Consider the following 23,308-nt stretch of genomic DNA (forward strand, 5'->3'; position numbering starts at 1 on the left):
CTCAGAGCAGCGACTTGACGCGCAATTCCTTGGGCATGGAGAAGGTGATGTTCTCCTCGCGGCCGGCAAGCTCATCCGCACCGGTCGCGCCCCAGGCCTGCAATTGCTGGATCACGCCGCGCACCAGCACTTCGGGGGCCGAAGCGCCCGCAGTAATGCCGATACGCTCTACACCGTTGAACCAGCCCTGTTGCATGTCCTCGGCACCGTCGATGAGGTACGCCGGAGTCGCCATGCGCTCGGCCAGTTCGCGCAGGCGGTTGGAATTGGAGCTGTTCGGACTGCCCACTACCAACACCACATCACACTCGTCGGCCAGTTGCTTTACCGCGTCCTGACGGTTTTGCGTGGCGTAGCAGATGTCGTCCTTGCGCGGCCCGCCAATGGCCGGGAAGCGCTTGCGCAACGCGTCGATCACCCGGCTGGTGTCTTCCATCGACAAGGTGGTCTGGGTCACGAACGCCAGGGAATGGGGGTTGCGCACCTGCAGGCTGGCGACGTCCTCTTCGTCTTCGACCAGATAGATCGCGCCGCCATTGCTGGCGTCGTACTGGCCCATGGTGCCTTCGACTTCCGGGTGACCGGCGTGGCCGATCAGGATGCACTCGCGGCCGTCACGGCTGTAACGGGCGACCTCGATATGCACCTTGGTCACCAGCGGACAGGTGGCATCGAATACTTTCAGGCCACGGCCAGCTGCTTCGGTACGCACCGCCTGGGAAACACCGTGGGCGCTGAAGATGACAATGACATCATCCGGCACCTGGTCCAGCTCTTCGACGAAAATCGCACCACGAGAGCGCAGGTCTTCGACGACAAATTTGTTGTGAACGACTTCATGGCGCACATAAATCGGCGGACCAAACACTTCCAGAGCGCGATTGACGATTTCGATCGCGCGGTCCACTCCGGCACAAAAGCCGCGGGGGTTGGCGAGTTTGATTTGCATGCTGTGCCTCATGGTTGGTACGGGCAGCCCGGCCTGGGCCGGGCTTGATGGCGAAGGTCAGGAAGCCAGAATCGCCTTCACTTCGAAGATTTCCACTTCAAAGCTCAGTGTCTTGCCTGCCAGCGGGTGATTGAAGTCGATGGTGACCTGATCATCATCGAAAGCCTTCACCACGCCGGGCAATTCGGTATTGGCGGCGTCGTTGAAGATCACCAGCAACCCTTCGGACAGTTCCATTCCCACAAACTGCGAGCGTGGCATGATCTGCACGTTTTGTGGGTTGGGCTGACCAAAGGCGTTTTCCGGCGGAATTTCCACGGTCTTACGATCGCCCGCCTTGAAGCCGAAAATCGCCATTTCGAAACCGGGCAACAGGTTGCCGTCACCAACCTTGAACGTGGCCGGAGCCTTTTCGAAGGTGCTATCGACGGTATCGCCGTTTTCCAGACGCAGGGCGAAGTGCAAGGTGACCTGCGTATTCTGACCGATGCGCAGCTCACCAGACGAGCCTTGAGTCGAAGACTGCTCAGTCATTGACGGTTTCTCCGGTTTTCTTGCTCTTGAACATATCCAGCGCCAGCATGATTGCGCCGACAGTGATCGCGCTGTCAGCGACATTGAACGCCGGGAAGTACCAGCGGTTCTGCCAATGGACCAGAATGAAGTCGATCACATGGCCCAGCACAATACGGTCGTATAGGTTGCCCAGTGCGCCGCCAAGTACCAACGCCAGTGCAACAGCCAACCATGTATCGTCGCGCCCCAGACGCTTGAGCCAGACGACCAGCACGGCACTGACCACAATGGCGATCAGGGCAAACAACCAGCGCTGCCAGCCGGCACCGTCTGCCAGAAAACTGAAGGCAGCACCGGTGTTATAGGCCAGGGTCCAGCTGAAGAAGTCCGGAATCACAATGATCTGTTGGTACAGGCTCAAGGCGTTCTCGAAGTAATACTTGCTGGCCTGGTCAATGACCAGAACCAGCACGCTCAACCACAGCCAGGCCAGACGGCCAAACGAGGCGTTAGGCATAGTGACGGACCTCGCCTGCACCGCTGATGTTGTCTACACAACGGCCGCAGATTTCCGGATGCTCAGGGTTTACCCCCACATCCTCGCGATGGTGCCAGCAACGGGCACACTTGGCGTGGCTGGACTTGAGCACTTTGAGTTTCAGGCCCGCGACCTCGGTAACCACCGCATCAGCCGGAGCAGACACCAATGGAGCAACGCTGGCAGTCGAAGTGATCAGCACGAAGCGTAGTTCGTTGCTCAGCTTCGACAGATCGGCGACCAGCGAATCTTCAGCGTACAGGGTCACTTCGGCCTGCAGGTTGCCACCAATGGCCTTGGCCGCGCGCAGGTTTTCCATTTCCTTGTTGACCGACGTCTTCACCGCCATGATCCGTTCCCAGTAGGCGCGGTCCATTTCGAAGTCGGCAGGCATTTCAGTCAGGCCTTCATACCAGGTGTTGAGCATCACCGATTCGTTGCGCTCGCCTGGCAGGAACTGCCACAGCTCGTCGGCGGTGAACGCCAGGATCGGCGCGATCCAGCGCACCAGCGCTTCGGAGATGTGGAACAGTGCGGTCTGGCAGGAACGACGCGCGGTGCTGTCGGCAGCCGTGGTGTACTGGCGATCCTTGATGATGTCCAGATAGAACCCACCCAGCTCCTGCACGCAGAAGTTGTGGATCTTCGAGTACACGTTCCAGAAGCGGTATTCGCCGTAATGCTCTTGCAGCTCGCGTTGCAGCAGCAGCGTGCGATCCACGGCCCAACGGTCCAGCGCGAGCATTTCTTCAGCCGGCAGGATGTCGGTTGCCGGGTTGAAGCCCGACAGGTTGGAGAGCAGGAAGCGCGCAGTGTTGCGGATACGACGGTAAGCATCGGCGCTGCGCTGCAGGATCTGGTCGGAAACGGCCATTTCGCCCGAATAGTCAGTCGCCGATACCCACAGGCGCATGATGTCCGCACCCAGCGAGTCGTTGACCTTCTGCGGTGCTACCACGTTGTTTAGCGACTTGGACATCTTGCGGCCGTTCTCGTCGACCACAAAGCCGTGGGTCAGCAGCTCGCGATACGGTGCGTGATCGTCCAGCATGCAACCGGTCAGCAGCGACGAGTGGAACCAGCCACGGTGCTGGTCGGAACCTTCCAGGTACAGATCGGCACGTGGACCGCTTTCATGGCCCATCGGATGCGAACCGCGCAATACGTGCCAGTGCGTGGTGCCCGAGTCGAACCAGACGTCCAGGGTGTCGGAGATCTTGTCGTACTTGGCAGCCTCGTCACCCAGCAGCTCGCTGGCGTCCAGCTTGAACCAGGCTTCGATGCCCTCTTTCTCGACACGCTGCGCCACTTCTTCCATCAGCTCGACGGTGCGTGGGTGCAGGTCGCCGCTTTCCTTGTGCAGGAAGAACGGAATCGGCACGCCCCAGTTGCGCTGACGCGAGATGCACCAGTCAGGACGGTTGGCGATCATTGAATGCAGACGCGCCTGGCCCCATGCCGGAACGAACTCAGTGTCTTCGATGGCCTTGACCGCACGCTTGCGCAGGGTCTCGCCGCTCTCAGGCTGTTTGTCCATGCCTACGAACCACTGCGCGGTGGCGCGGTAGATCAATGGCGATTTGTGGCGCCAGCAGTGCATGTAGCTGTGGCTGATGGTTTCGGTGTCCATCAGGCTGCCGACTTCGACCAGCTTGTCGATGATGTTCTGGTTGGCCTTGAAGATGAACTGGCCACCGAAGAACTCCAGCGATTCGACATACACGCCGTTGCTCTGCACCGGGCTGATGATGTCGTCGTTGCTCAGGCCGTACTGCTTGCAGATATTGAAGTCGTCTACGCCATAGGCAGGCGAGGAGTGAACGATACCGGTGCCGGCACCCAGCTCGACATAGTCAGCCAGATAGACTGGCGACAGGCGGTCGTAGAACGGGTGGCGGAAGTTGATCAGCTCCAGCGCCTGACCGGTGGTGGTCGCGATGACCGTGCCTTCCAGCTTGTAACGGGCCAGACAGCTTTCGACCAGTTCGGCGGCCAGTACCAGCAGTTTGTCGCCGACATCGACCAGCGCGTATTCGAACTCGGGATGAACGTTCAGCGCCTGGTTGGCAGGGATCGTCCACGGTGTGGTGGTCCAGATCACGATGGAGGCAGGCTTGCCCAGCGCGGGCAAGCCGAACGCCGCCGCAAGTTTTGCCTCATCGGCGATCGGGAACGCGACGTCGATGGTCGAGGACTTCTTGTCCTGATACTCGACTTCGGCTTCAGCCAGTGCCGAGCCGCAATCGAAACACCAGTTGACCGGCTTGAGGCCCTTGAAGACGAACCCGCCCTTGACCATCTCGGCCAGCGCGCGGATTTCCCCGGCTTCGTTGGCGAAGTTCATGGTCAGGTATGGATTGCTCCAGTCGCCCAGCACACCCAGGCGGATGAATTCTGACTTCTGGCCTTCGATCTGCTCGGACGCATAGGCGCGGCACAGCTCACGCGTACGGTCTGCGGAGAGGTTCTTGCCGTGGGTCACTTCAACCTTGTGCTCGATCGGCAGACCGTGACAGTCCCAACCCGGCACGTACGGGGCATCGAAGCCCGCCAGGGTCTTGGAACGCAGGATCATGTCCTTGAGAATCTTGTTGACCGCATGACCGATGTGAATATTGCCGTTGGCGTACGGAGGACCGTCGTGCAGGACGAACTTGGGACGATCCTTGCCAATCTCGCGCAGCTTCTGGTACAGGCCAATGCTGTCCCAGCGCTGCAGAGTTTGCGGCTCGCGCTGGGGCAGGCCGGCCTTCATAGGGAAGGCGGTGTCCGGAAGATTTAGCGTGGCTTTATAGTCAGTCATTTCAGGCTCTTGTTTAGCGGTTAGCCATGCCAATGGGCACGGGCGGCGGCGACGTCCGCATTGATCGCCGTCTTGAGCGCCTCCAGTGAGGCGAAAAGCTGCTCATCACGCAGCTTGTGGTGGAAAGCCACCGTCAAACGCCGGTCGTAAAGGTCGCCGGCAAAATCCAGAAGGTGCACTTCAAGGTGGGCACTGCCATCACCCGCTACCGTCGGGCGCACACCGATGTTGGCGACCCCCGGCCAGGTTTTGCCATCGATTTCCGTGCTGACCAGGTAAACCCCGCTCAACGGCACACGACGACGCTTGAGTTGCACATTGGCGGTGGGCGTACCCAATTGACGCGCCAGCTTCTGACCATGCAATACCCGTCCAGTGATCTGGAACGGACGACCAAGCATGCGTTCGGCCAGGGCAAAATCCGACGCAGCCAAGGCCTTGCGTACCTTAGTACTGCTGACCCGGATGCCATCTATTTCAACGGTCTGCGCCGCTTCTACAGTAAATCCATACGTCGTGCCGGCCTGTTGCAGGAAGTCAAAATCGCCGACCCGGTCAAAACCGAAGCGAAAATCGTCGCCCACTTCGAGGTGCTGAACGCCGAGGCCGTCGATCAGCACGGTTTCGACGAAACTCGCGGCACTCAGCTTGCACAGTCGCTGATTGAAGGACAGGCAAAGTACCCGGTCAACGCCTTCGGCACTCAGCAGCTCGAGTTTGTCACGCAGTCGGGCCAGACGTGCCGGAGCGATCCCGGGAGCGAAGAACTCACGCGGCTGCGGCTCGAAAATCACCACACAGCTGAGCACACCCAATTCGACGGCACGCTCGCGCAGACGCGCCAGGATAGCCTGGTGGCCGCGGTGAACGCCGTCGAAATTGCCAATCGTGGCGACGCAGCCCCGATGTTCGGGGCGCAGGTTGTGAAGGCCTCTAACCAGCTGCATAACGCACTTCTTGCTCATAAAGTGGCCGATTATAACCACACACGGCCGTGGGCGACAGGCAACACTCCAAGACCGGATGAAGGTTCTTGGCGTGGCCCCAGAAAACAACGATCAAACCGGGCCTACATAATGGCCTTGCGGGCGAAATCCCTCAGGCGAAAGCCCAGCAACAGAAGCATGGCGAAGTAAGTCACGACACCCGTCGCAACCAGCGCACCCAGACGCAGAAAGCGCTCCAGCATATGACCTTCGTCCCACGCCGGCATGACGTGCATGAGCCCGAGCAGCACAGCCGACATCACCGCAACAGCGACTAACAGCTTCAACAGAAACACAGTCCAGCCAGGTTGCGGCTGAAACAGGTCCTGTTTGCGCAGCTGCCAGAACAGCAACCCGGCGTTGATACACGCCCCCACACTAATGGCCAGCGCCAGACCGGCATGCTGCAAGGGCACGATGAAGGCCAGGTTGAGCAACTGAGTCACTATGAGGGTGAAGATCGCGATTTTCACCGGGGTGCGGATATTTTGTTGGGCATAAAAGCCGGGAGCCAGCACCTTGATCAGGATGATCCCCAGCAACCCGACTGAATAGGCAACCAGAGCACGCTGGGTCATGGCTGAATCAAGCGCATCGAATCTACCATACTGGAACAACGAAACGGTCAACGGCTCGGCGAGCAACCCCAGCGCCAATGTGCAAGGCAGGACCAGCACGAAACACAGTCGCAGCCCCCAGTCGAGAATCCGCGAATATTCCTGACGATCGCGCTGCGCGTAGGTTTTCGACAGGATCGGCAGCAGGATCGTACCCAGCGCAACACCCAGTACGCCGGAGGGTAATTCCATCAGACGGTCGGCGTAGTACATCCATGACACCGAACCGGCGACAAGGAACGAGGCAAATATCGTATTGATGATCAGAGAAATCTGACTGACAGAAACGCCAAGGATGGCGGGCAGCATCTGTTTCATTACGCGCCAGACGCCGGTATCACGCAGATTCAGGCGCGGCAGTACCAGCATGCCGATCTTTTTCAGGTGTGGCAGTTGGTAGAGCAGCTGTAGCAGGCCGCCGACCAGCACCGCCCAGCCCAGCGCCATGACAGGGGGATCGAAGTACGGGGTCAGAAAAAGCGCGAAGAAGATCATGCTGACATTGAGCAGCGTCGGCACGAACGCAGGCACCGAGAAACGGTTCCAGGTATTGAGGATCGCCCCGGCCATCGATGACAGGGAGATCAGCAATATATAAGGAAAGGTCACCCGCAGCAGGTCCGAGGTCAGCGCAAACTTCTCCGGGGTGTCGACAAAGCCGGGCGCGGTGGCCCAGATCACCCAGGGTGCAAAGATCACTCCGAGCAGCGTCACCAGCGCCAGCGCCAGGGTCAGCAACCCCGTGACGTAAGCGACAAAGGTGCGGGTCGCCTCCTCCCCTTGCTGGCTCTTGTATTCCGCCAGGATAGGCACGAACGCCTGGGAAAAAGCGCCCTCTGCGAAAATCCGGCGCAGCAGGTTGGGCAGTTTGAAGGCGATGAAGAACGCATCGGTGGCCATTCCGGCTCCGAAAGTGCGCGCGATGATGGTGTCGCGAACAAAGCCCAGAACCCGGGAAACCATGGTTATAGAGCTTACGGCGGCGAGTGACTTGAGTAGATTCATTGAAAGAGTTGTGCGCCTTGGCAAAGGATGGGCGATTAAGCCCGCCATTTATGCGATACTTCGCGCCGCAAAAACGCCCGAAGCAAAGGCCGCGAGTTTACAGGTCACAGGCCGGAAATAAATCCTCCGGTCAAATGTAGCAACCACTCAGCGGAACACCTTAACTGCCCTTGACAAGACTTCAACTCATCGGCATGATTCGCGGCCTATTTTGTTTGCTATTTCACAAAGTCTTTCGAGGAGCTCGACGGTGGCCAACACACCTTCCGCCAAAAAACGTGCAAAACAGGCTGAGAAGCGTCGCAGCCACAACGCCAGCCTGCGTTCCATGGTTCGTACCTACATCAAGAATGTAGTTAAAGCCATCGACGCAAAAGACGCAGAAAAAGCGCAAGCCGCTTATGTTCTGGCTGTTCCTGTTATCGACCGTATGGCCGATAAAGGCATCATCCACAAGAACAAGGCTGCTCGCCATAAAGGTCGTCTGAACGGTCACATCAAGGCTCTGAGCCTTGCTGCTGCAGCCTAAGCGACCCGCTTGTTAAAAAACCGACCTCAGGGTCGGTTTTTTATTGCCTGCTGGAAAGTAGCCGGTGCAACGGAACTTGTGACGCAGAGCGTCACGACAGACATTCCCACGCTGGAGCGTGAGGAACGGTAATTCAACTATCGTGCGACGCTCCGCGTCGGCATGCCGTTCTGGACGCTCTGCGTCCACCCCTGAGCCACATCAAGGCGCGGGCGCGGCTGTCCATGGCAGGATAGGAATGGCGGTCACGGCATTCTGCGGGCTGCCTTCGATGACACGGTCGCTATAGACCAGGTACACCAGCGCATTGCGCTTCTTGTCGAAGAAGCGCACCACCTGCATGGTCTTGAAGACCAGCGACGTACGCTCCTTGAAGACCTCATCGCCATCCTTGAGGGTTTCCTTGAAGCGGATAGGCCCGACCTGACGACAGGCAATGGACGCCTCGGCACGGTCTTCGGCCAACCCCAGACCACCCCTCACGCCACCGGTCTTGGCGCGCGACAGATAGCACGTCACACCGTCGACCTTGGGATCGTCAAACGCCTCGACCACGATGCGGTCGTTTGGCCCGACCATCTTGAACACCGTCGACACCTGACCGATCTCTTCAGCCGAGACCAACACCGGCATCAGCAACGCGGCCGCCAACAAACCTTTCATAAAGCGCATCAAATAGTCCTTTTTTGCAGCCTCGAGTCAGACGAGGATCAGATTGTCCCGATGAATCAGCTCAGGCTCGGCCATATAGCCCAGCTCACGCACGATGGCTTCGGAAGAGTGACCAATGATTTTCTGGGCTTCGATGGCACTGTAGTTGCTCAGCCCACGAGCGATCTCGCGACCGTCCGGGGCGACGCATACCACCATCTCGCCACGCCGGAAGCTGCCCTGCACCAGCTTGACACCCACCGGTAGCAGGCTTTTCTGATCCTTGGCCAGCGCCGCAACAGCGCCATCATCCAGCACCAGCGTGCCGCGAGTTTGCAGGTGCCCTGCCAGCCACTGCTTGCGCGCCGCGAGCATGCCGCGCTCGGGAGACAGCAATGTCCCCAAACGTTCGCCACCCTTGAGCCGCGCCAGCACGCGCTCTATACGCCCGCCGACAATGACGGTATGCGCACCGGAACGCGCCGCCAGTCGCGCAGCACGCAACTTGGTCTGCATACCGCCGCGCCCCAGTGCGCCGCCTGTACCACCAGCAACAGCATCAAGCGCCGGATCATCGGCGCGCGCTTCGTAAATGAGTTGCGCATCCGGGTTGTTGCGCGGATCAGCGTCGAACATGCCGTCGCGGTCAGTCAGGATGACCAGCAGATCGGCCTCGACCAGATTGGCAACCAGCGCCGCCAGCGTGTCGTTATCGCCAAAACGGATTTCGTCGGTGACCACTGTGTCGTTTTCGTTGATGACCGGCACAACCCCAAGCTCGACCAGCGTGCGCAGGGTACTGCGGGCATTGAGGTAGCGCTTGCGGTCCGACAGGTCGTCATGGGTCAGCAGAATTTGCGCGGTATGCCGGCCATGCTCGGCAAAACTTGATTCCCACGCCTGTACCAAGCCCATCTGACCGATGGCCGCAGCAGCCTGGAGCTCATGCATGGCGCTGGGTCGAGCCGTCCAGCCAAGACGGCTCATACCGGCAGCCACTGCCCCGGAAGACACCAGCACCAGCTCGACACCCGCCTCATGCAGCGCCACCATCTGCTCCACCCAAACACCCATGGCGTTGCGATCCAGCCCCTTGCCATCCGCGGTCAGCAAGGCACTGCCAATCTTCACAACCCAGCGCTGGGCGCCCGTCACTTTGCTGCGCATCTTCTTCCAACCTTAGCCAGAGATTTTCAAATTCGGGATACAAAAACGCCGCTGACAATCGTAGCGGCGTTCAAGTTTACTTCAAGCGATCAGTCACGGACGTAAATGATTTCCGGACCGTCTTCATCGTCCACATCTTCTTCGTCCCAGTCATCGTCACCGATGTCATGCACGCTCTTCACGCCGCTGCGACGCAGTGCACGCTGATCATCCAGCGCCTGCAACTGAGCACGGGCTTCGTCTTCGATGCGCTGATCCAGCTCGGCCAGCTCTTCAGCATAACCAGGCTCCTCGGCGATACGCTGGCTGCGCTCTTCGAGGTAACGCATGATGTCGCGGGTCAACTGCTCGGTGCCTTCTTTGGCAATCGCAGAGATCACGTAAACAGGGCCGGTCCACTCCAGACGATCAACGATCTCCTGCTTGCGCGCTTCCTGCTCCTCTTCGAGGATCTGGTCACACTTGTTCAGCACCAGCCAGCGATCACGCTCGGCCAGCGACGGGCTGAATTTTTCCAGCTCGTTGACGATCACTTCGGCGGCATCCGGAGCACTGCTTTCATCCAGCGGCGCCATATCGACGAGGTGCAACAGCAGGCGGGTACGCGCCAGATGCTTGAGGAAGCGAATCCCCAGACCGGCACCATCGGATGCACCTTCGATCAGACCTGGAATGTCGGCCACCACAAAGCTCTTCCAGCGATCGACACTGACAACGCCCAGGTTTGGCACCAGCGTGGTAAATGGATAGTCGGCGACTTTTGGCTTGGCAGCGGATACCGAGCGAATGAAGGTGCTCTTGCCAGCGTTTGGCAAGCCCAGCAAACCAACATCGGCCAGCACTTTCAGCTCAAGCTTGAGATCACGCTGATCACCCGGCTTGCCCGGCGTGGTCTGACGCGGAGCACGGTTGGTACTGGATTTGAACCGAGTGTTACCCAGGCCGTGCCAGCCGCCCTGGGCGACCATCAGGCGCTGACCATCTTTAGTCAGGTCACCGATGATTTCCTGGGTAGTGGCGTCGATGATGGTGGTCCCGACCGGCACACGCAGTACCAGCTCCTCACCCTTGCGACCCGTGCAGTCTGCGCTGCCGCCATTGGAGCCGCGCTCGGCATCGAAGTGACGGGTGTAACGGTAGTCGACCAGCGTATTCAGGTTGACGTCGGCGACCATGAAGATCGAACCACCATCACCACCATCACCACCATTCGGACCACCGTTTTCAATGAATTTTTCGCGACGGAAGCTCATGCAACCGTTGCCACCGTCACCGGCTTTTACTCGAATGGATACTTCATCTACAAATTTCATAACGCACGCCTCCCGCCACAGGGACGAGCAGAACCACATAAATTACATAAGACTCTTGCAAAAATGAGCGTTGCGATACCGATCAGAAACCAGCGACCCCAGGGGTCAACATCACAACAGCCCGCACAAACAGTTTTGCAAGAGACTCACCTGCCTCTCTACCTCTACAAACAAAAAAGCCCCGTCGCAAGACAGGGCTTTTAAGCAACTGCGTGATTACGCTGCGGAGACTTCAGTCTTCGGAACGATGCTCACGTAGCGGCGACCGAAGGCGCCCTTGACCTGAAACTTGATCACGCCTTCCACTTTCGCGAACAGGGTGTGATCCTTACCCATGCCAACGCCGTAGCCAGCGTGGAATTGGGTACCGCGCTGACGCACGATGATGTTGCCAGGAATGATAGCCTGGCCGCCATACATCTTCACGCCAAGGCGTTTGGCTTCTGAGTCGCGCCCGTTACGGGTACTACCACCAGCTTTTTTGTGTGCCATGAGTCAATTCTCCAAATGAGGATTAGGCTGAATTAAGCCTGAATACCTGTGATTTTGATCTCGGTGTACCACTGGCGGTGGCCCATACGCTTCATGTGGTGCTTACGACGACGGAACTTGATGATACGAACCTTATCGTGACGACCTTGCGAAACCACTTCAGCCACAACGGTAGCGCCAGCAACAACTGGAGCACCGATGTTGACGTCGTCGCCATTGCCAACCAGCAGAACGCGGTCGAAAGTGACGGATTCGCCAGTAGCGATTTCCAGTTTTTCAATTTTCAGGTATTCACCTGGGGCGACTTTGTACTGCTTGCCACCGGTAACAATTACTGCGTACATGGTATTTCTCCGAAAATCCTGCTCACCCAGCTCTTTATAAGAAGAGTATCGGCTGGCATGGCTGCATGGGGCTGGAACGGCCCGTTTGCATTGCGTAAGGCAGGTGCTGCCCAGGAAAGTTAGGGTGCGCGATTGTACGCAAGGCATTCGTGTGTTGCAAGAGGCGGGTCGTCATACCTTGACACGCTCTACCCCGCGACCTAGCATGCGGCGCAACCTATCCGGAGCACGTGTCGCTGATGCAACCCCAAGCCTTCTATCGCGCGGTGGCGGACGACTTTAGTGCCGTTGACCTTATCATCAAAAAGCAACTGACGTCGCGCGTACCGCTGGTCTCGAAAATCGGTGATTACATTACGTCGGCAGGCGGCAAGCGTCTGCGTCCGTTGCTGGTACTGCTGTGTGGCAAGGCGCTGGGCCGCGAAGGCGATGACCTTCGCCTGCTGGCCGCCACCATCGAATTCCTCCACACCGCAACCCTGCTGCATGACGACGTCGTCGACATGTCCGGCATGCGTCGTGGTCGATCCACCGCCAACGCGCTGTGGGGCAATGCGCCCAGCGTGCTGGTCGGCGACTTCCTGTATTCGCGCTCGTTCGAAATGATGGTCGAACTGGGCTCGATGGAAGTCATGAGAATCCTGTCCAAGGCGACCCGTATCATTGCCGAAGGCGAAGTGCTGCAGTTGTCGAAGATTCGCGACGCCAGCACCACTGAAGAAACCTACATGGAAGTGATTCGCGGCAAGACAGCCATGCTGTTCGAAGCCTCGACTCACAGTGCCGCAGCCCTGTGCAACGCACCAGAGGTACAGAGCGAAGCGCTACGCACCTTCGGCGACCATCTGGGCGTAGCTTTCCAGCTGGTCGATGACTTGCTGGACTACCGTGGCGATGCCGAAACCCTGGGCAAGAACGTCGGCGACGACCTTGCCGAAGGCAAGCCTACCCTGCCGCTGATCTACACCATGCGTGAAGGCAGCCCGGAGCAGGCCGCGCTGGTTCGTCAGGCGATCCAGAAAGGTGGTCTGGAAGATCTGGAAAGCATCCGCAATGCTGTGGAAAGCGCTGGAGCGCTGGACTACACCGCACAACTGGCCCGTGACTATGCCGCCCGCGCGATTGCCTGTCTGGACACCCTGCCGCCCAGCGAGTACCGGGATGCACTGGTCGAGCTGAGCGAGTTTGCGGTCGCCCGCACACACTGACAGCCATCGCAACCGAAAAGCCCGTGCAGCGTGACGGGCTTTTTATTACCTGCGCACAACGCCCATCGCGCTCAAGCACCTTCAGTGTGTGTAGCCAGCAAGTTTCTCCTGCATGAAATCCAGAAAACACTGAATCCTCAACGCCAGTCGCGAATTGCGGTAGTACACGGCATGAATCGGCTGACGATAGCCACTGTTGGCGCCCTTCAACAGACAGACCAGCCGCCCCTCGCGCAGGTCATCATTAGTCATGAAGTCGGAAAGACAGGCGATTCCCACGCCCTCCAGCACCAGATAGCGCAAGGTGTCACCGCTGGATGCCGAGATGGCAGGCTTGATGGACAGGCGATCGCCCTCAGCGTGGCGCAAGGGCCATTGATTGAGAGATTCCACGTGTGTGAAACCCACCAATACGTGTTGCGCCAGGTCTTCTGCGGTTTTCGGGGTGCCGTGGCGTTGCAGGTAGGCCGGGCTGGCGACGATATTCAGCGGGCAACTGCCCAGAGAGCGGGCATGCAGGGTCGAGTCAGGCAGCGCGCCGATTCGAATGGCGATATCGGTGCTCTGCTCAAGCAGGTCGATGAACCAGTCATCACTGTTGAGTTCCAGTTCGATGTCCGGGTAACGCTGACGAAACTCCGCCACATGCGGCACGATGCAATGCAGCATGAACGGTGACGCGGCATTGATACGCAAGCGGCCGGCGGGCGTCTGCCGGGAGGAAGAGAGCCTTTCTTCCAGGCTTTCCATCTGCTCGAGAATATGGCGGGCCCGTTCCAGAAAGAACTTGCCCTCCTCGGTCAGGTCCATGCGCCGCGTCGTGCGGTTGATCAGCGTGGTTTCAAGCTTGGCTTCCAGACGTGACAGGGTACGGCTGACACCGGAGGGCGTCTGGCCCATTTTCTCTGCCGCCGCGGAAATCGAACCGCTTTCGATGACCGAGACAAACACCTGCAATTCATCAGATCTGGCTTTCACTGTTGTCCCCTGCTCAACACTCAGAGGATATTAGCGCTGTTCAGTGCAAAGGTTGTGCTTACTGCGCACCAAACACTTTGCCCAGGTGAGCCTCGTAACGCTGCACATCCGCTTCGATATTCGGCATTTTCATCACGTCCACTGCCAGAAACGTCGGCAGCCCGGTCATACCCAGAAACTCGTTGGCCTTGTGAAACGGGAAGTACACCGCGTCGACGCCCTTGGCCTCGAAGAAATCAGAAGCGTCATCGAAGGCTTTCTGTGGCGCATTCCAGGTCGCGGAAATCATGTATTGCTTGCCCTGCAGCAAGCCACCGCTGCCATACGTCTGCGACGCATCCGAACGGGTGCGGCCGTCATTGGCGTACAGGCTGCCGTGCCCTTCGGTGAACACTTCATCAATGTATTTTTTCACTGTCCATGGCGCACCCATCCACCAGCCAGGCATTTGCCAGACGATGACATCGGCCCAGAGAAACTTCTGCACTTCCTCGGCCACGTTGTAACCGCCGTCGATGAAGGTTTCCTTCACATCAAAACCGGCGCGGTCCATGAACACTACGCCCGCCTCGTGCAGGGTCGCGTTGTAGCGACCATCGGAGTGCGCGAACTGCTTGCCGCCGTTGAGGAACAATACTTTTTTCATGGCTGATCTCTCGCTACCCAACCCCGGCCAGTCTTGAGGCTGAGGCTGAGGTGGAGGTGATTAATGGATGAGCCGAGAGTAAAGAGATGTGCGCCCATGAGTAAGACAGCGAAGGGCAAAATACTCTTGCTTCACAGTCACGAATGGCGTTAAGACTATTGAGCGAAATGCCTGAGCGGATGAAGACAGGTTTACCCCATCAGGCTCAACCCTTTATCAGCAGTTGCAGCCCCAACAGCCCCATGCCGATGAAGAACACGCGCTTGAACAGCGCCGCGCTGATTCGCTGACGCAGCCACTGCCCCAGCAGCATGCCCAACAGGGCTGGCATCAGCGCAAACGTGGATGCGCCCAGTTCCGCGCCGCCCAGCGCACCGTTCCACGACAAGCCCGCTGCCAACGCCAGCGTGGAAACAGTGAAGGACAACCCCAGCGCCTGCACCAGTTGATTGCGTTCAAGCCCCAAAGCCTGCAAATAAGGCACCACGGGAATCACGAACACGCCGGTGGCCGAAGCGATAACCCCGGTAATAAGGCCGCACAACGGCCCCAGCCAGCGCTCTTTGGCGGCCGCGACCCTGAAGGTCGGCAGCAACAGCCCGCTCAATGCATAAAGAAACAGCGCACCGCCCAATGCTCGCGTCATCGAATGACTGCCGCTCATGCCAAGCCAGAAAGCCCCGGCCAGAGTGCCGATGAAAATCATGCTCAGCATCGGCCATAGCCGCTTCAGCAAAGGCCGCAGATTGCCACCCGTCGCCAGTTGCCAGACATTGGTGAACGTCGACGGGATGATCAGTAACGCGGCAGCCTGCGCCGGCAGCATGGCCAGCCCCAGCAACCCCATTGCCACCGTAGGCAAGCCCAGGCCGATGACACCCTTGACCGTTCCGGCCAGCAGAAAGGTGCCGATCACCAGAGCCGAAAGGCCCCAGCCCAGCGTTTGATAGAAATCGAGAATCGAGTGCATGGCGTCCCTTGCCAGATGGATAGAGGTCGAGGCTTAACCTTTTACTGAGCGCTCGCGCAGGTAGGCCAGCACTTGCGCTTGATCACCTGCGAATTCGATACGCGCCGCCTTGTGTTCGCGCTGGTAAGCGTACATAGGGTCGTAATATTCGCCGAGCAGCCCTTCGATCCAGCCTCGGTGCAGATCGACCTTACCGCTGCGCTGTTGCTCTTCCAGCGCTGCCTGCATAAGGCTGGACAAGCGTTGATGACGCTCGCCGCCGAGGCGCTTGTGAATGTTGTTCAGGCTTTGCAACAGACGCTCGGCGAACAGGCCAAAGCCCTGCGATTCGCCTTTGACGCTGATGAACTCTGCGCAGAGGTTGACCACATAATCCGCCAGAATGCGCTCGACGCGGTTCTCGAAGCTGTCTTCCAGCCAGACCATCGGGCAGCCTTGCATTGCTTGATGAAGCTCCAGCGGCACGTTGCAACTGCCGACCAGACGGCTTTCATCTTCCACGACGAATTGTTCGATACCGGCTGCGCGCTTCTTGAGCAAATCGATGGCCAGACGGTTCTCGAAGTCGATCTGCGCCGGTTGTCCGGTGGCTCGCTTGCCGAAGCTGGAGCCGCGGTGATTGGCGATGCGCTCGAGGTCCAGACTGTTGCGCAGTTGCGTCAATACTTCGGTCTTGCCCGTGCCGGTCATTCCGCCGAGCACGACGATATCGCACTCGCTCACTGCCTCGTGCAGGGTATCCAGCAGGAACGTGCGCATCGCCTTGTAGCCGCCAAGAACCCGTGGGTAGTCGACCCCGGCATCCTTCAGCCAGCGCTGTACCGTCTGCGAGCGCAGCCCGCCGCGAAAGCAATACAGGTAGCCATCCGGATTGGCCCTGGCGAACTCGACCCACGCATTGACGCGTTCATCCTTGACCTGACCACAGACCAATTGATGCCCAAGCTGGATAGCGGCGTCCTGGCCGTGTTGCTTGTAGCAGGTGCCGACCTTCTGCCGCTCGATGTCGTTCATCAGCGGCAGGTTGATCACGCCCGGAAACGCGCCCTTGGAGAACTCGACCGGAGCGCGCGCGTCCATCATCGGCACGTCATTGAGAAAAAGTGTGCGGTAGTCGCTGCTGTTGTCGGCCATCAGAACACCTCGACGGCGTGGGTCTGTCGCTCACGCAGGGTGCCGATAGGGTTGAGCAGCAGGCCCAGTTCGGCAGCCACCGTCAGAAACTCCGCCTCCCCTTCAGGGCTGACCGCGACCAGCAGACCGCCGCTGGTCTGTGGGTCGCACAGCAGGTCGCGCTGGGCCTCGCTCAGCGCAGCGATCCTGTCGCCATAGCTTTCAAAATTGCGCAACGTGCCGCCCGGCACACAGCCCTCGGCAATGTAATGCTCGACGCCGGGCAGGCGCGGGACCGCGGCGTAATCCAGACGAGCGGTCAGGCCTGCACCATCAGCCATTTCAACCAGATGCCCGAGCAGACCGAAGCCGGTGACATCGGTCATTGCCAGCACCCCGGCCAGCTTGCCGAAGCGACTGCCCGGCTTGTTCAAGGTGCACATCCAGTCGCGCGCCAGACCGATGTCTTCATCGCGCAATTTCGACTTTTTCTCGGCAGTAGTGAGAATGCCAATGCCCAACGGCTTGGTCAGGTACAGCGTGCACCCCGCCTGGGCGGTGTCGTTGCGTTTCATGTGCTTTTTCTGCACCACGCCAGTTACAGCCAGACCGAAGATCGGCTCAGGCGCGTCGATGGAGTGCCCGCCCGCCAGCGGAATACCGGCAGCGTCGCAGACGGCACGACCACCGCGAATGACTTCACGAGCAACCTCGGGCGGCAGCACGTTGACCGGCCAGCCGAGAATGGCGATGGCCATCAGCGGGTCGCCGCCCATCGCGTAGATATCGCTGATGGCATTGGTCGCGGCGATACGGCCGAAGTCGAACGGGTCATCGACGATGGGCATAAAGAAGTCAGTGGTCGAGACCACGCCGCGCTCGTCATCCAGTGCATAGACCGCCGCGTCATCGCGCGAGGCATTGCCGACCCAGAGCTTGGGGTCGAGGTTCTGCGCGCCGCTGCCCGCGAGGATCACGTCCAGCACCCTGGGGGAAATCTTGCAGCCACACCCTGCTCCGTGACTGTACTGGGTCAGGCGGATTGGCTCGTTCATCGCGACACTCTCGGTTACCGGGAAACAGGCTGCGGAGTCTAGGGGCTGTTCCCTTATCAGCATCAGCGCAAACCGCATCGCCCATCGGTTGTGCCTCAGGGCCGAGAACCTGCTGAACTGGCCTTTCTCGCCATGCCTCTTATAATCCCCGCGCATCACCACCGAATTCTGTGAAGCGCCGCCTGCTGATGCACGCGGGCTTTGCCTTATCCTTCTTCCGCTATTGAACCGGAGAACCTCCATGCTCAAGCGTACCCTGGCGCTCGCCGCCGGCCTTGCCCTGTCCTTCTCCGCCCTGACCAGCCACGCTGCCGACACCCTTCGCGTCTCGGCCATTCCTGATGAAGCGCCCACCGAACTGCTACGCAAGTTCAAGCCGCTGGGTGCCTATCTGGAACAACGCCTGGGCATGAAAGTCGAGTTCGTTCCGGTCGCCGATTACCCGGCAGTGGTCGAAGCACTGACCACTGACCGGCTCGACATGGCCTGGCTGGGCGGCTTCACCTTCGTTCAGGTCAACCTCAAGACCGGTAATGCGGTGCCGCTGGTACAACGCGAGCAGGATGCGAAATTCACCAGCAAATTCATCACCTCCGACCCGAACGTGAAAACCCTGGCGGACCTCAAGGGCAAGACGTTTGCCTTCGGCTCGGTGTCGTCGACATCCGGCAGCCTGATGCCGCGTTATTTCATGCTCAAGGAAAACATCAAGCCGGAAACGTTCTTCAGCCGCGTCGCCTATTCCGGAGCGCATGACGCAACCGCTGCCTGGGTTCAGGCGGGCAAGGTCGATGCGGGCGTGCTCAACGCCAGCGTGTGGGACAAACTGGTCGCCAGCGTTAAGGTCGACACCAGCAAGGTTCACGTCTTCGAAACCACGCCAACGTATTTCGACTACAACTGGACTGTACGCGGCAGCCTCGACCCGGCGCTGGCGGCGAAGATCAAACAGGCCTTCCTTGACCTTGACCCGGCCAACCCGGAGCAGAAGGCAATCCTTGATCTTCAGGCTGCCAGCCGCTTCATCGAGACCAAGCCCGAGAACTACAAAGGCATCGAAGAAGCCGCACGCGCTGCCGACCTGCTGAAATGACCTTGCGTCTGTCCGGCATCGAGCTGCGCCACAGCGACGGCACACTGGCGTTGCGCGGTCTTGATCTGAACATCGCTGGTGGCGAGCGGGTCGCGATCATCGGGCCGTCGGGTGCGGGCAAGACAACGCTGCTCAATCTGCTGGCCAGCGCGTTGCCGCCCAGTGCCGGACAACTGGAAGTGCTGGGGGCTGATCCCTGGCAGCTTTCCAGCAAACGCCGCCAGCGCCTGCGTAGCCGCATTGCGCTGATCCATCAGGCACCGCCGTTACCCGCGCGCCAGCGGGTCATCACTGCGGTGTCGGCGGGCAAACTTGGTCAATGGGGGCTGGGCAAAAGTCTGCTGAACCTGCTGCACCCACTGGACGTTTCTGGCACCCGCGAAGTGCTGGCACGTCTGGACCTCGCGGACAAACTGTTCGAGCGCTGCCAGCAGTTGTCTGGCGGGCAGCTGCAACGCGTTGGCATCGCCCGCGCCTTGTATCAGGCACCTGAACTGCTGCTGGCCGACGAGCCGGTTTCGGCGATGGACCCGCGTCTGGCCGATCACACCCTTGCGCTGTTATGCCAGCACGCCATCGAGCACCACGTGACGCTGGTCGCCAGCCTGCATGCGGTGGAGCTGGCGCTGGCGCACTTTCCGCGAATCATCGGGGTGCGCGACGGGCAAATTCACTTCGACCTCGCCGCAAACGAGGTCGACCGGCAGCATCTCGACACCCTGTATGCCAATGAACAACTGAGCCCTCAGCCTGCCCCGGATGTGTCTGAAACACCCTGGACGCCGCGATGCTGACTCAGGATCAGCGCGACCCGGCGACAACGCCACGCCTGTTGCTGACGCTGCTGGCGGTCGCCCTGCTCTGGCCGGGCATTCGTCTGGCCGAACTGAATCCGCTGGTACTGCTGCAAGCCGATAATGCGCGGACGATGGGCAGCTTTCTCGCTGGGTTCTGGCCTGTGGCGCACTCTGCAGAATTCCTCGGGCTGTTGCTGGAGGCGACATTGCAAACGCTGGCTATCGCCACGGCTGGCATCGCCCTTGCTCTGCTGCTGGCTGTACCGGCAAGCCTGCTCGCCAGCAAGGCGCTGTCCCTGTCGGCCGCCTCACACGGCGGGCGTCCCGGCTGGCTCGGCCAATGCCTGCGCTGGCAGGTACGCGGCGTGTTGATCTTCCTGCGCAGCGTGCCGGAAATCGTCTGGGCGCTGTTGTTCGTGCGCGCGGTCGGCCTGGGTCCGACCGCGGGCGTACTTGCAATCGCCATCACTTACGCAGGCATGCTCGGTAAGGTATACGCCGAGATTTTCGAATCGGTGGACCAACGCCCGGCCCACGCCCTGCTTCAATCGGGCAGCGGACGCCTCGCCGCGCTGGCTTACGGCATCCTGCCCAACGCGGCAGCCGAATTGACGTCCTACACTGTGTACCGCTGGGAGTGCGCCGTGCGCGCTTCGGTGGTCATGGGTTTCGTCGGCGCAGGCGGACTGGGTCAGCAGATCGACCTGTCGATGCGCATGTTCGCCGGTGACGAAGTGGCGAGCATGCTGCTGACGTTCCTGCTGCTGGTGCTGCTCGCCGACCAGCTCAGCCGCCTGCTGCGCAGGCAGTTCACATGAAGCGCGCAGGCAATCTGCTGCTGGTGCTGGCGATGATTACGGCAGTGATCGCATCGTTTATGTACCTCGGCCTCGACCTCTTCACCCTGGGCAGTCATGACAACCTGACGCAGATGGGCCGTTATGCATTGCGCTTCATGAGCCCGGACCTCAGCAGTGAGCATTTGCAGGCAATCGGCCAGGGCGCTCTGGAAACGCTGGCCATGTCGGCACTTGGCACCTTGCTGGCTGCCATCGCAGGTTTGCTGCTGGCATTGCCCGCTGCCGGTCGCCTGGGCTGGCCGTTGCGCAGCGTGAGTCGTCTGCTGCTCAATGCACTGCGTGCCATTCCGGAACTGGTGTGGGCCGTGTTGATGGTGCTGGCTGCCGGGCTCGGCCCCAATGCAGGCACGCTGGCGCTGGCACTGCACACCACGGGCGTTCTGGGCCGACTGTTTGCCGAGGCGCTGGAAAATACCGCGCAGCAACCCGCTGCAGCGATTCGTCTGCAGGGCGGCAGCGCCTGGCAGGCGTTCAGCTACGGCACCCTGCCCAACCTCTGGCCACAGCTGCTGGCGTATACGCTGTATCGCTGGGAGAACAACATTCGCATGGCCAGCGTGCTGGGTTTTGTTGGCGCGGGTGGGTTGGGCCAGATGCTTTACATAAGTCTCAGCCTGTTTCAGGAAGCGCAGGCCAGCACCGTGATTCTGGCGATGCTGATCCTGGTGTTCGCCGTTGACGCATTGAGCGGCTGGAGCAGACAGCGTTGGGTAAGCAACTGACCCAGCACCAGAAACGAAAACGCCACGGTCCTGAAGCTCGGAACCGTGGCGTGATCACAGAGTGACTCAGTAGCCCAGTGACAACCCGGTGTTGCGACGCGGGTCGTTGGCACCGTAGAAGCGGTTGTTACCGACCGGTTTGCCGCCCAGCGAAGGCGCGCCTACCAGAATCGCTGCCACATGATTGAGTGGCTGCGGACCGGCAAACTTGTGGCCCCAGCTCTCAAGAATCTTCAGCGTGTCGGGGCTGACCGCGAAGGTATCGATGTTGGTCGCCTCAGGCTGCCATTGCTGGTGGAAACGCGGCGCGTCCACGGCTTCCTGAATGTTCATGCCATAGTCGATGACGTTGAGCATGGTCAACAAGGTCGCGGTAATGATGCGACTGCCGCCCGGCGTGCCGACAACCATTACGGCCTTGCCATCCTTGGTGACGATGGTCGGGCTCATCGAAGACAGCGGCGTCTTGCCCGGCGCGATGGCGTTGGCTTCGCCCTGCACCAGACCATACATGTTGGGCACGCCGACCTTGACGGTGAAGTCATCCATTTCGTCGTTGAGAATCACACCGGTCTTGCTGGCCATGACGCCCGCGCCGAACCAGTTGTTCAGGGTGTAGGTCACCGAGACCGCATTGCCCCATTTGTCGACGATCGAATAATGGGTGGTGTTGCTGCCTTCGTGCGGCGCGACGCCCGGTTTGATCTTGTTCGAGTCGCCAGCCTTTTGCGGCTCGATGGCCTCACGCAGCTTGGCCGCGTACTTCACGTCCAGCAGGTGCTCGACCGGGTTCTTGACGAAATCGGGGTCGCCCAGATAGCTGTTGCGGTCTACGTATGCATGACGCATGGCTTCGATCTGATAATGCATACCCTGCGCCGAGCGGAAGCCCAGCTCTTTCATCGGGTAGCCCTCGAGGATGTTCAGAATCTGGCAGATGACCACGCCACCGGAACTTGGAGGTGGCGCTGACACGACGTGGTAGCCACGGTAGTCGCATTCGACTGGAGCCAACTCGCGGGTCTTGTAATGGTCAAGGTCGGCCTGGGTGATGATGCCCTTGCCAGCCTGGCTTGAATCGACCAGCGCCTTGGCGACCCAGCCCTTGTAGAAACCATCGCTGCCCTTATCGGAGATTTCTTTAAGGGTCTTGGCCAGGTCTTTCTGCACCAGCTTCTGACCGACCTGCATCGGCTCGCCCTTGTCGAGGAAGATCGACCCGGAATCAGCCATGTCTGCCTTGAACACATCCGTGGCGCTCGACAGCATGTCGACGTCGCCCTGGCCCAGCACAAAACCTTCCTCGGCCAGCTTGATCGCCGGGGCGATGACTTCTTCGCGTTTGCGGGTGCCGTACTTGCTCAGAGCCATTTCCATGCCGGACACGGTGCCCGGCACGCCAACGGCCAGATGACCTTTGGCACTCAGATCAGGAATGACCTTGCCGTCCTTGTCCAGGTACATGTTGGCCGTCGCGGCCAGAGGTGCCTTTTCGCGGAAGTCGAGGAAAGTCTTGCGCCCGTCGGCCAGCTGAATGGTCATGAAGCCGCCGCCACCGAGGTTACCGGCCGCAGGGTAGACCACCGCCAGCGCGTAACCGACCGCTACAGCCGCATCGACAGCGTTGCCGCCAGCCTTGAGCACATCGACACCCACATGGGTAGCCAGGTGCTGAGCCGTCACGACCATGCCGTTTTCGGCGGCAACCGGGGCTTGTGATGCAGCAAATGAGGGGGAATAAGCGACGATCAATGCCGTCGCTATCAGCGATCTGGCGAGGGGTTCGAACTTCATGGTCGATCTCTTCTTTTTCTGAGTCAGGGACGTTTGATGAGTGGAGCGCCAGCCTCCAGGCGAGGATGCGGCGCTTCTCGTCGAAGCGTACCGAGCATCCCTGCGCTGATCTGACGAGGTCCAAAGTAGCCGGTTCTGCCACGTTTTCCTAATGTAAAAACC

The 23,308-nt window shown here is 59.8% G+C and carries 23 protein-coding genes; 6 read left to right on the plus strand and 17 right to left on the minus strand.

Annotated elements, in window-relative coordinates; genetic code table 11:
• Position 1: 1 nt before the first annotated feature.
• From ispH to murJ, 6 genes are all read right to left on the minus strand, one after another.
• On the minus strand, positions 2-949 hold the full coding sequence (gene ispH / locus AC4ANK_RS25575; RefSeq protein ID WP_031596958.1) for a 4-hydroxy-3-methylbut-2-enyl diphosphate reductase: 948 nt from the start codon (positions 947-949) through the stop codon (positions 2-4).
• Between the two features lie 57 nt (positions 950-1,006).
• Complete coding sequence (locus AC4ANK_RS25580) at positions 1,007-1,483, minus strand: FKBP-type peptidyl-prolyl cis-trans isomerase (RefSeq protein WP_002551981.1); 477 nt, start codon at positions 1,481-1,483, stop codon at positions 1,007-1,009.
• The gene (gene lspA, locus AC4ANK_RS25585) at positions 1,476-1,982 is read right to left on the minus strand and encodes a signal peptidase II (RefSeq protein WP_005733836.1); all 507 of its coding nucleotides are present in this window, start codon (positions 1,980-1,982) and stop codon (positions 1,476-1,478) included. Before lspA ends, AC4ANK_RS25580 begins: the two co-directional genes overlap by 8 nt.
• Positions 1,975-4,806, minus strand: coding sequence for an isoleucine--tRNA ligase (gene ileS, locus AC4ANK_RS25590; RefSeq protein ID WP_002551979.1), 2,832 nt, complete (start codon positions 4,804-4,806; stop codon positions 1,975-1,977). Before ileS ends, lspA begins: the two co-directional genes overlap by 8 nt.
• A 20-nt stretch (positions 4,807-4,826) precedes the next feature.
• Positions 4,827-5,753, minus strand: coding sequence for a bifunctional riboflavin kinase/FAD synthetase (gene ribF, locus AC4ANK_RS25595; protein WP_002551978.1), 927 nt, complete (start codon positions 5,751-5,753; stop codon positions 4,827-4,829).
• 122 nt (positions 5,754-5,875) lie between these two features.
• On the minus strand, positions 5,876-7,414 hold the full coding sequence (gene murJ / locus AC4ANK_RS25600; RefSeq protein ID WP_002551977.1) for a murein biosynthesis integral membrane protein MurJ: 1,539 nt from the start codon (positions 7,412-7,414) through the stop codon (positions 5,876-5,878).
• A gap of 250 nt (positions 7,415-7,664) precedes the next feature.
• Here murJ and rpsT point away from each other — a divergent pair, with 250 nt between their 5' ends.
• Complete coding sequence (rpsT, locus tag AC4ANK_RS25605; RefSeq protein WP_003344603.1) at positions 7,665-7,943, plus strand: 30S ribosomal protein S20; 279 nt, start codon at positions 7,665-7,667, stop codon at positions 7,941-7,943.
• A gap of 201 nt (positions 7,944-8,144) precedes the next feature.
• On the opposite strand, the gene AC4ANK_RS25610 is transcribed toward rpsT, so the two are convergent.
• The 5 genes from AC4ANK_RS25610 to rplU all read right to left on the minus strand — a co-directional run bounded on the left by AC4ANK_RS25610 (position 8,145) and on the right by rplU (position 11,910).
• On the minus strand, positions 8,145-8,615 hold the full coding sequence (locus tag AC4ANK_RS25610) for a CreA family protein (RefSeq protein WP_002551975.1): 471 nt from the start codon (positions 8,613-8,615) through the stop codon (positions 8,145-8,147).
• A gap of 27 nt (positions 8,616-8,642) precedes the next feature.
• Positions 8,643-9,761 carry a glutamate 5-kinase gene (proB, locus tag AC4ANK_RS25615; RefSeq protein WP_002551974.1) on the minus strand — a complete coding sequence of 373 codons (1,119 nt, stop codon included), beginning with the start codon at positions 9,759-9,761 and terminating at the stop codon, positions 8,643-8,645.
• An 89-nt stretch (positions 9,762-9,850) separates the two neighbouring features.
• Positions 9,851-11,074 carry an Obg family GTPase CgtA gene (gene cgtA, locus AC4ANK_RS25620; protein ID WP_002551973.1) on the minus strand — a complete coding sequence of 408 codons (1,224 nt, stop codon included), beginning with the start codon at positions 11,072-11,074 and terminating at the stop codon, positions 9,851-9,853.
• Between the two features lie 216 nt (positions 11,075-11,290).
• A complete protein-coding gene (rpmA, locus tag AC4ANK_RS25625; RefSeq protein ID WP_002551972.1) occupies positions 11,291-11,566 on the minus strand; it encodes a 50S ribosomal protein L27 in 276 nt (91 codons plus the stop codon).
• 32 nt (positions 11,567-11,598) lie between these two features.
• On the minus strand, positions 11,599-11,910 hold the full coding sequence (gene rplU / locus AC4ANK_RS25630) for a 50S ribosomal protein L21 (protein ID WP_002551971.1): 312 nt from the start codon (positions 11,908-11,910) through the stop codon (positions 11,599-11,601).
• Between the two features lie 239 nt (positions 11,911-12,149).
• Between rplU and AC4ANK_RS25635 the strand changes: the two genes are divergently transcribed.
• Entirely contained in the window at positions 12,150-13,118 is a 969-nt protein-coding gene (locus AC4ANK_RS25635) for a polyprenyl synthetase family protein (RefSeq protein ID WP_002551970.1), read from the plus strand.
• Positions 13,119-13,199: 81 nt separating this feature from the next.
• Here AC4ANK_RS25635 and AC4ANK_RS25640 read toward each other — a convergent pair whose 3' ends face one another.
• The 5 genes from AC4ANK_RS25640 to selD all read right to left on the minus strand — a co-directional run bounded on the left by AC4ANK_RS25640 (position 13,200) and on the right by selD (position 17,880).
• Complete coding sequence (locus tag AC4ANK_RS25640) at positions 13,200-14,096, minus strand: LysR family transcriptional regulator (protein WP_002551969.1); 897 nt, start codon at positions 14,094-14,096, stop codon at positions 13,200-13,202.
• Between the two features lie 58 nt (positions 14,097-14,154).
• Positions 14,155-14,742 (minus strand): NADPH:quinone oxidoreductase MdaB, encoded by a 588-nt coding sequence (gene mdaB, locus AC4ANK_RS25645; RefSeq protein ID WP_002551968.1) that lies wholly within the window; start codon positions 14,740-14,742, stop codon positions 14,155-14,157.
• A gap of 205 nt (positions 14,743-14,947) precedes the next feature.
• Positions 14,948-15,712, minus strand: a complete 765-nt coding sequence (locus AC4ANK_RS25650; protein ID WP_002551967.1) for a sulfite exporter TauE/SafE family protein — start codon at positions 15,710-15,712, stop codon at positions 14,948-14,950.
• A gap of 33 nt (positions 15,713-15,745) precedes the next feature.
• A complete protein-coding gene (gene mnmH, locus AC4ANK_RS25655) occupies positions 15,746-16,846 on the minus strand; it encodes a tRNA 2-selenouridine(34) synthase MnmH (protein ID WP_002551966.1) in 1,101 nt (366 codons plus the stop codon).
• Positions 16,846-17,880: a selenide, water dikinase SelD gene (selD, locus tag AC4ANK_RS25660; RefSeq protein ID WP_002551965.1), complete on the minus strand. Its 1,035-nt coding sequence runs from the start codon at positions 17,878-17,880 to the stop codon at positions 16,846-16,848. The genes mnmH and selD overlap by 1 nt, the downstream gene beginning before the upstream one ends.
• Before the next feature lie 241 nt (positions 17,881-18,121).
• Between selD and AC4ANK_RS25665 the strand changes: the two genes are divergently transcribed.
• From AC4ANK_RS25665 to phnE, 4 genes are read left to right on the plus strand one after another with little or no spacing between them, the layout of a single operon-like run.
• Positions 18,122-18,973, plus strand: coding sequence for a putative selenate ABC transporter substrate-binding protein (locus tag AC4ANK_RS25665; RefSeq protein ID WP_002551964.1), 852 nt, complete (start codon positions 18,122-18,124; stop codon positions 18,971-18,973).
• Positions 18,970-19,767 (plus strand): phosphonate ABC transporter ATP-binding protein, encoded by a 798-nt coding sequence (locus AC4ANK_RS25670; protein ID WP_002551963.1) that lies wholly within the window; start codon positions 18,970-18,972, stop codon positions 19,765-19,767. Before AC4ANK_RS25665 ends, AC4ANK_RS25670 begins: the two co-directional genes overlap by 4 nt.
• Positions 19,761-20,588, plus strand: coding sequence for a PhnE/PtxC family ABC transporter permease (locus AC4ANK_RS25675; protein ID WP_460383651.1), 828 nt, complete (start codon positions 19,761-19,763; stop codon positions 20,586-20,588). The genes AC4ANK_RS25670 and AC4ANK_RS25675 overlap by 7 nt, the downstream gene beginning before the upstream one ends.
• On the plus strand, positions 20,585-21,352 hold the full coding sequence (phnE, locus tag AC4ANK_RS25680) for a phosphonate ABC transporter, permease protein PhnE (protein WP_002551961.1): 768 nt from the start codon (positions 20,585-20,587) through the stop codon (positions 21,350-21,352). The genes AC4ANK_RS25675 and phnE overlap by 4 nt, the downstream gene beginning before the upstream one ends.
• A 66-nt stretch (positions 21,353-21,418) precedes the next feature.
• Here the strand turns inward: phnE and ggt are convergent, their stop codons facing one another.
• Positions 21,419-23,146: a gamma-glutamyltransferase gene (gene ggt, locus AC4ANK_RS25685; protein WP_002551960.1), complete on the minus strand. Its 1,728-nt coding sequence runs from the start codon at positions 23,144-23,146 to the stop codon at positions 21,419-21,421.
• Between the last annotated feature and the right edge of the window lie 162 nt (positions 23,147-23,308).

This window comes from Pseudomonas sp. Pmew2 (genome assembly GCF_058129885.1).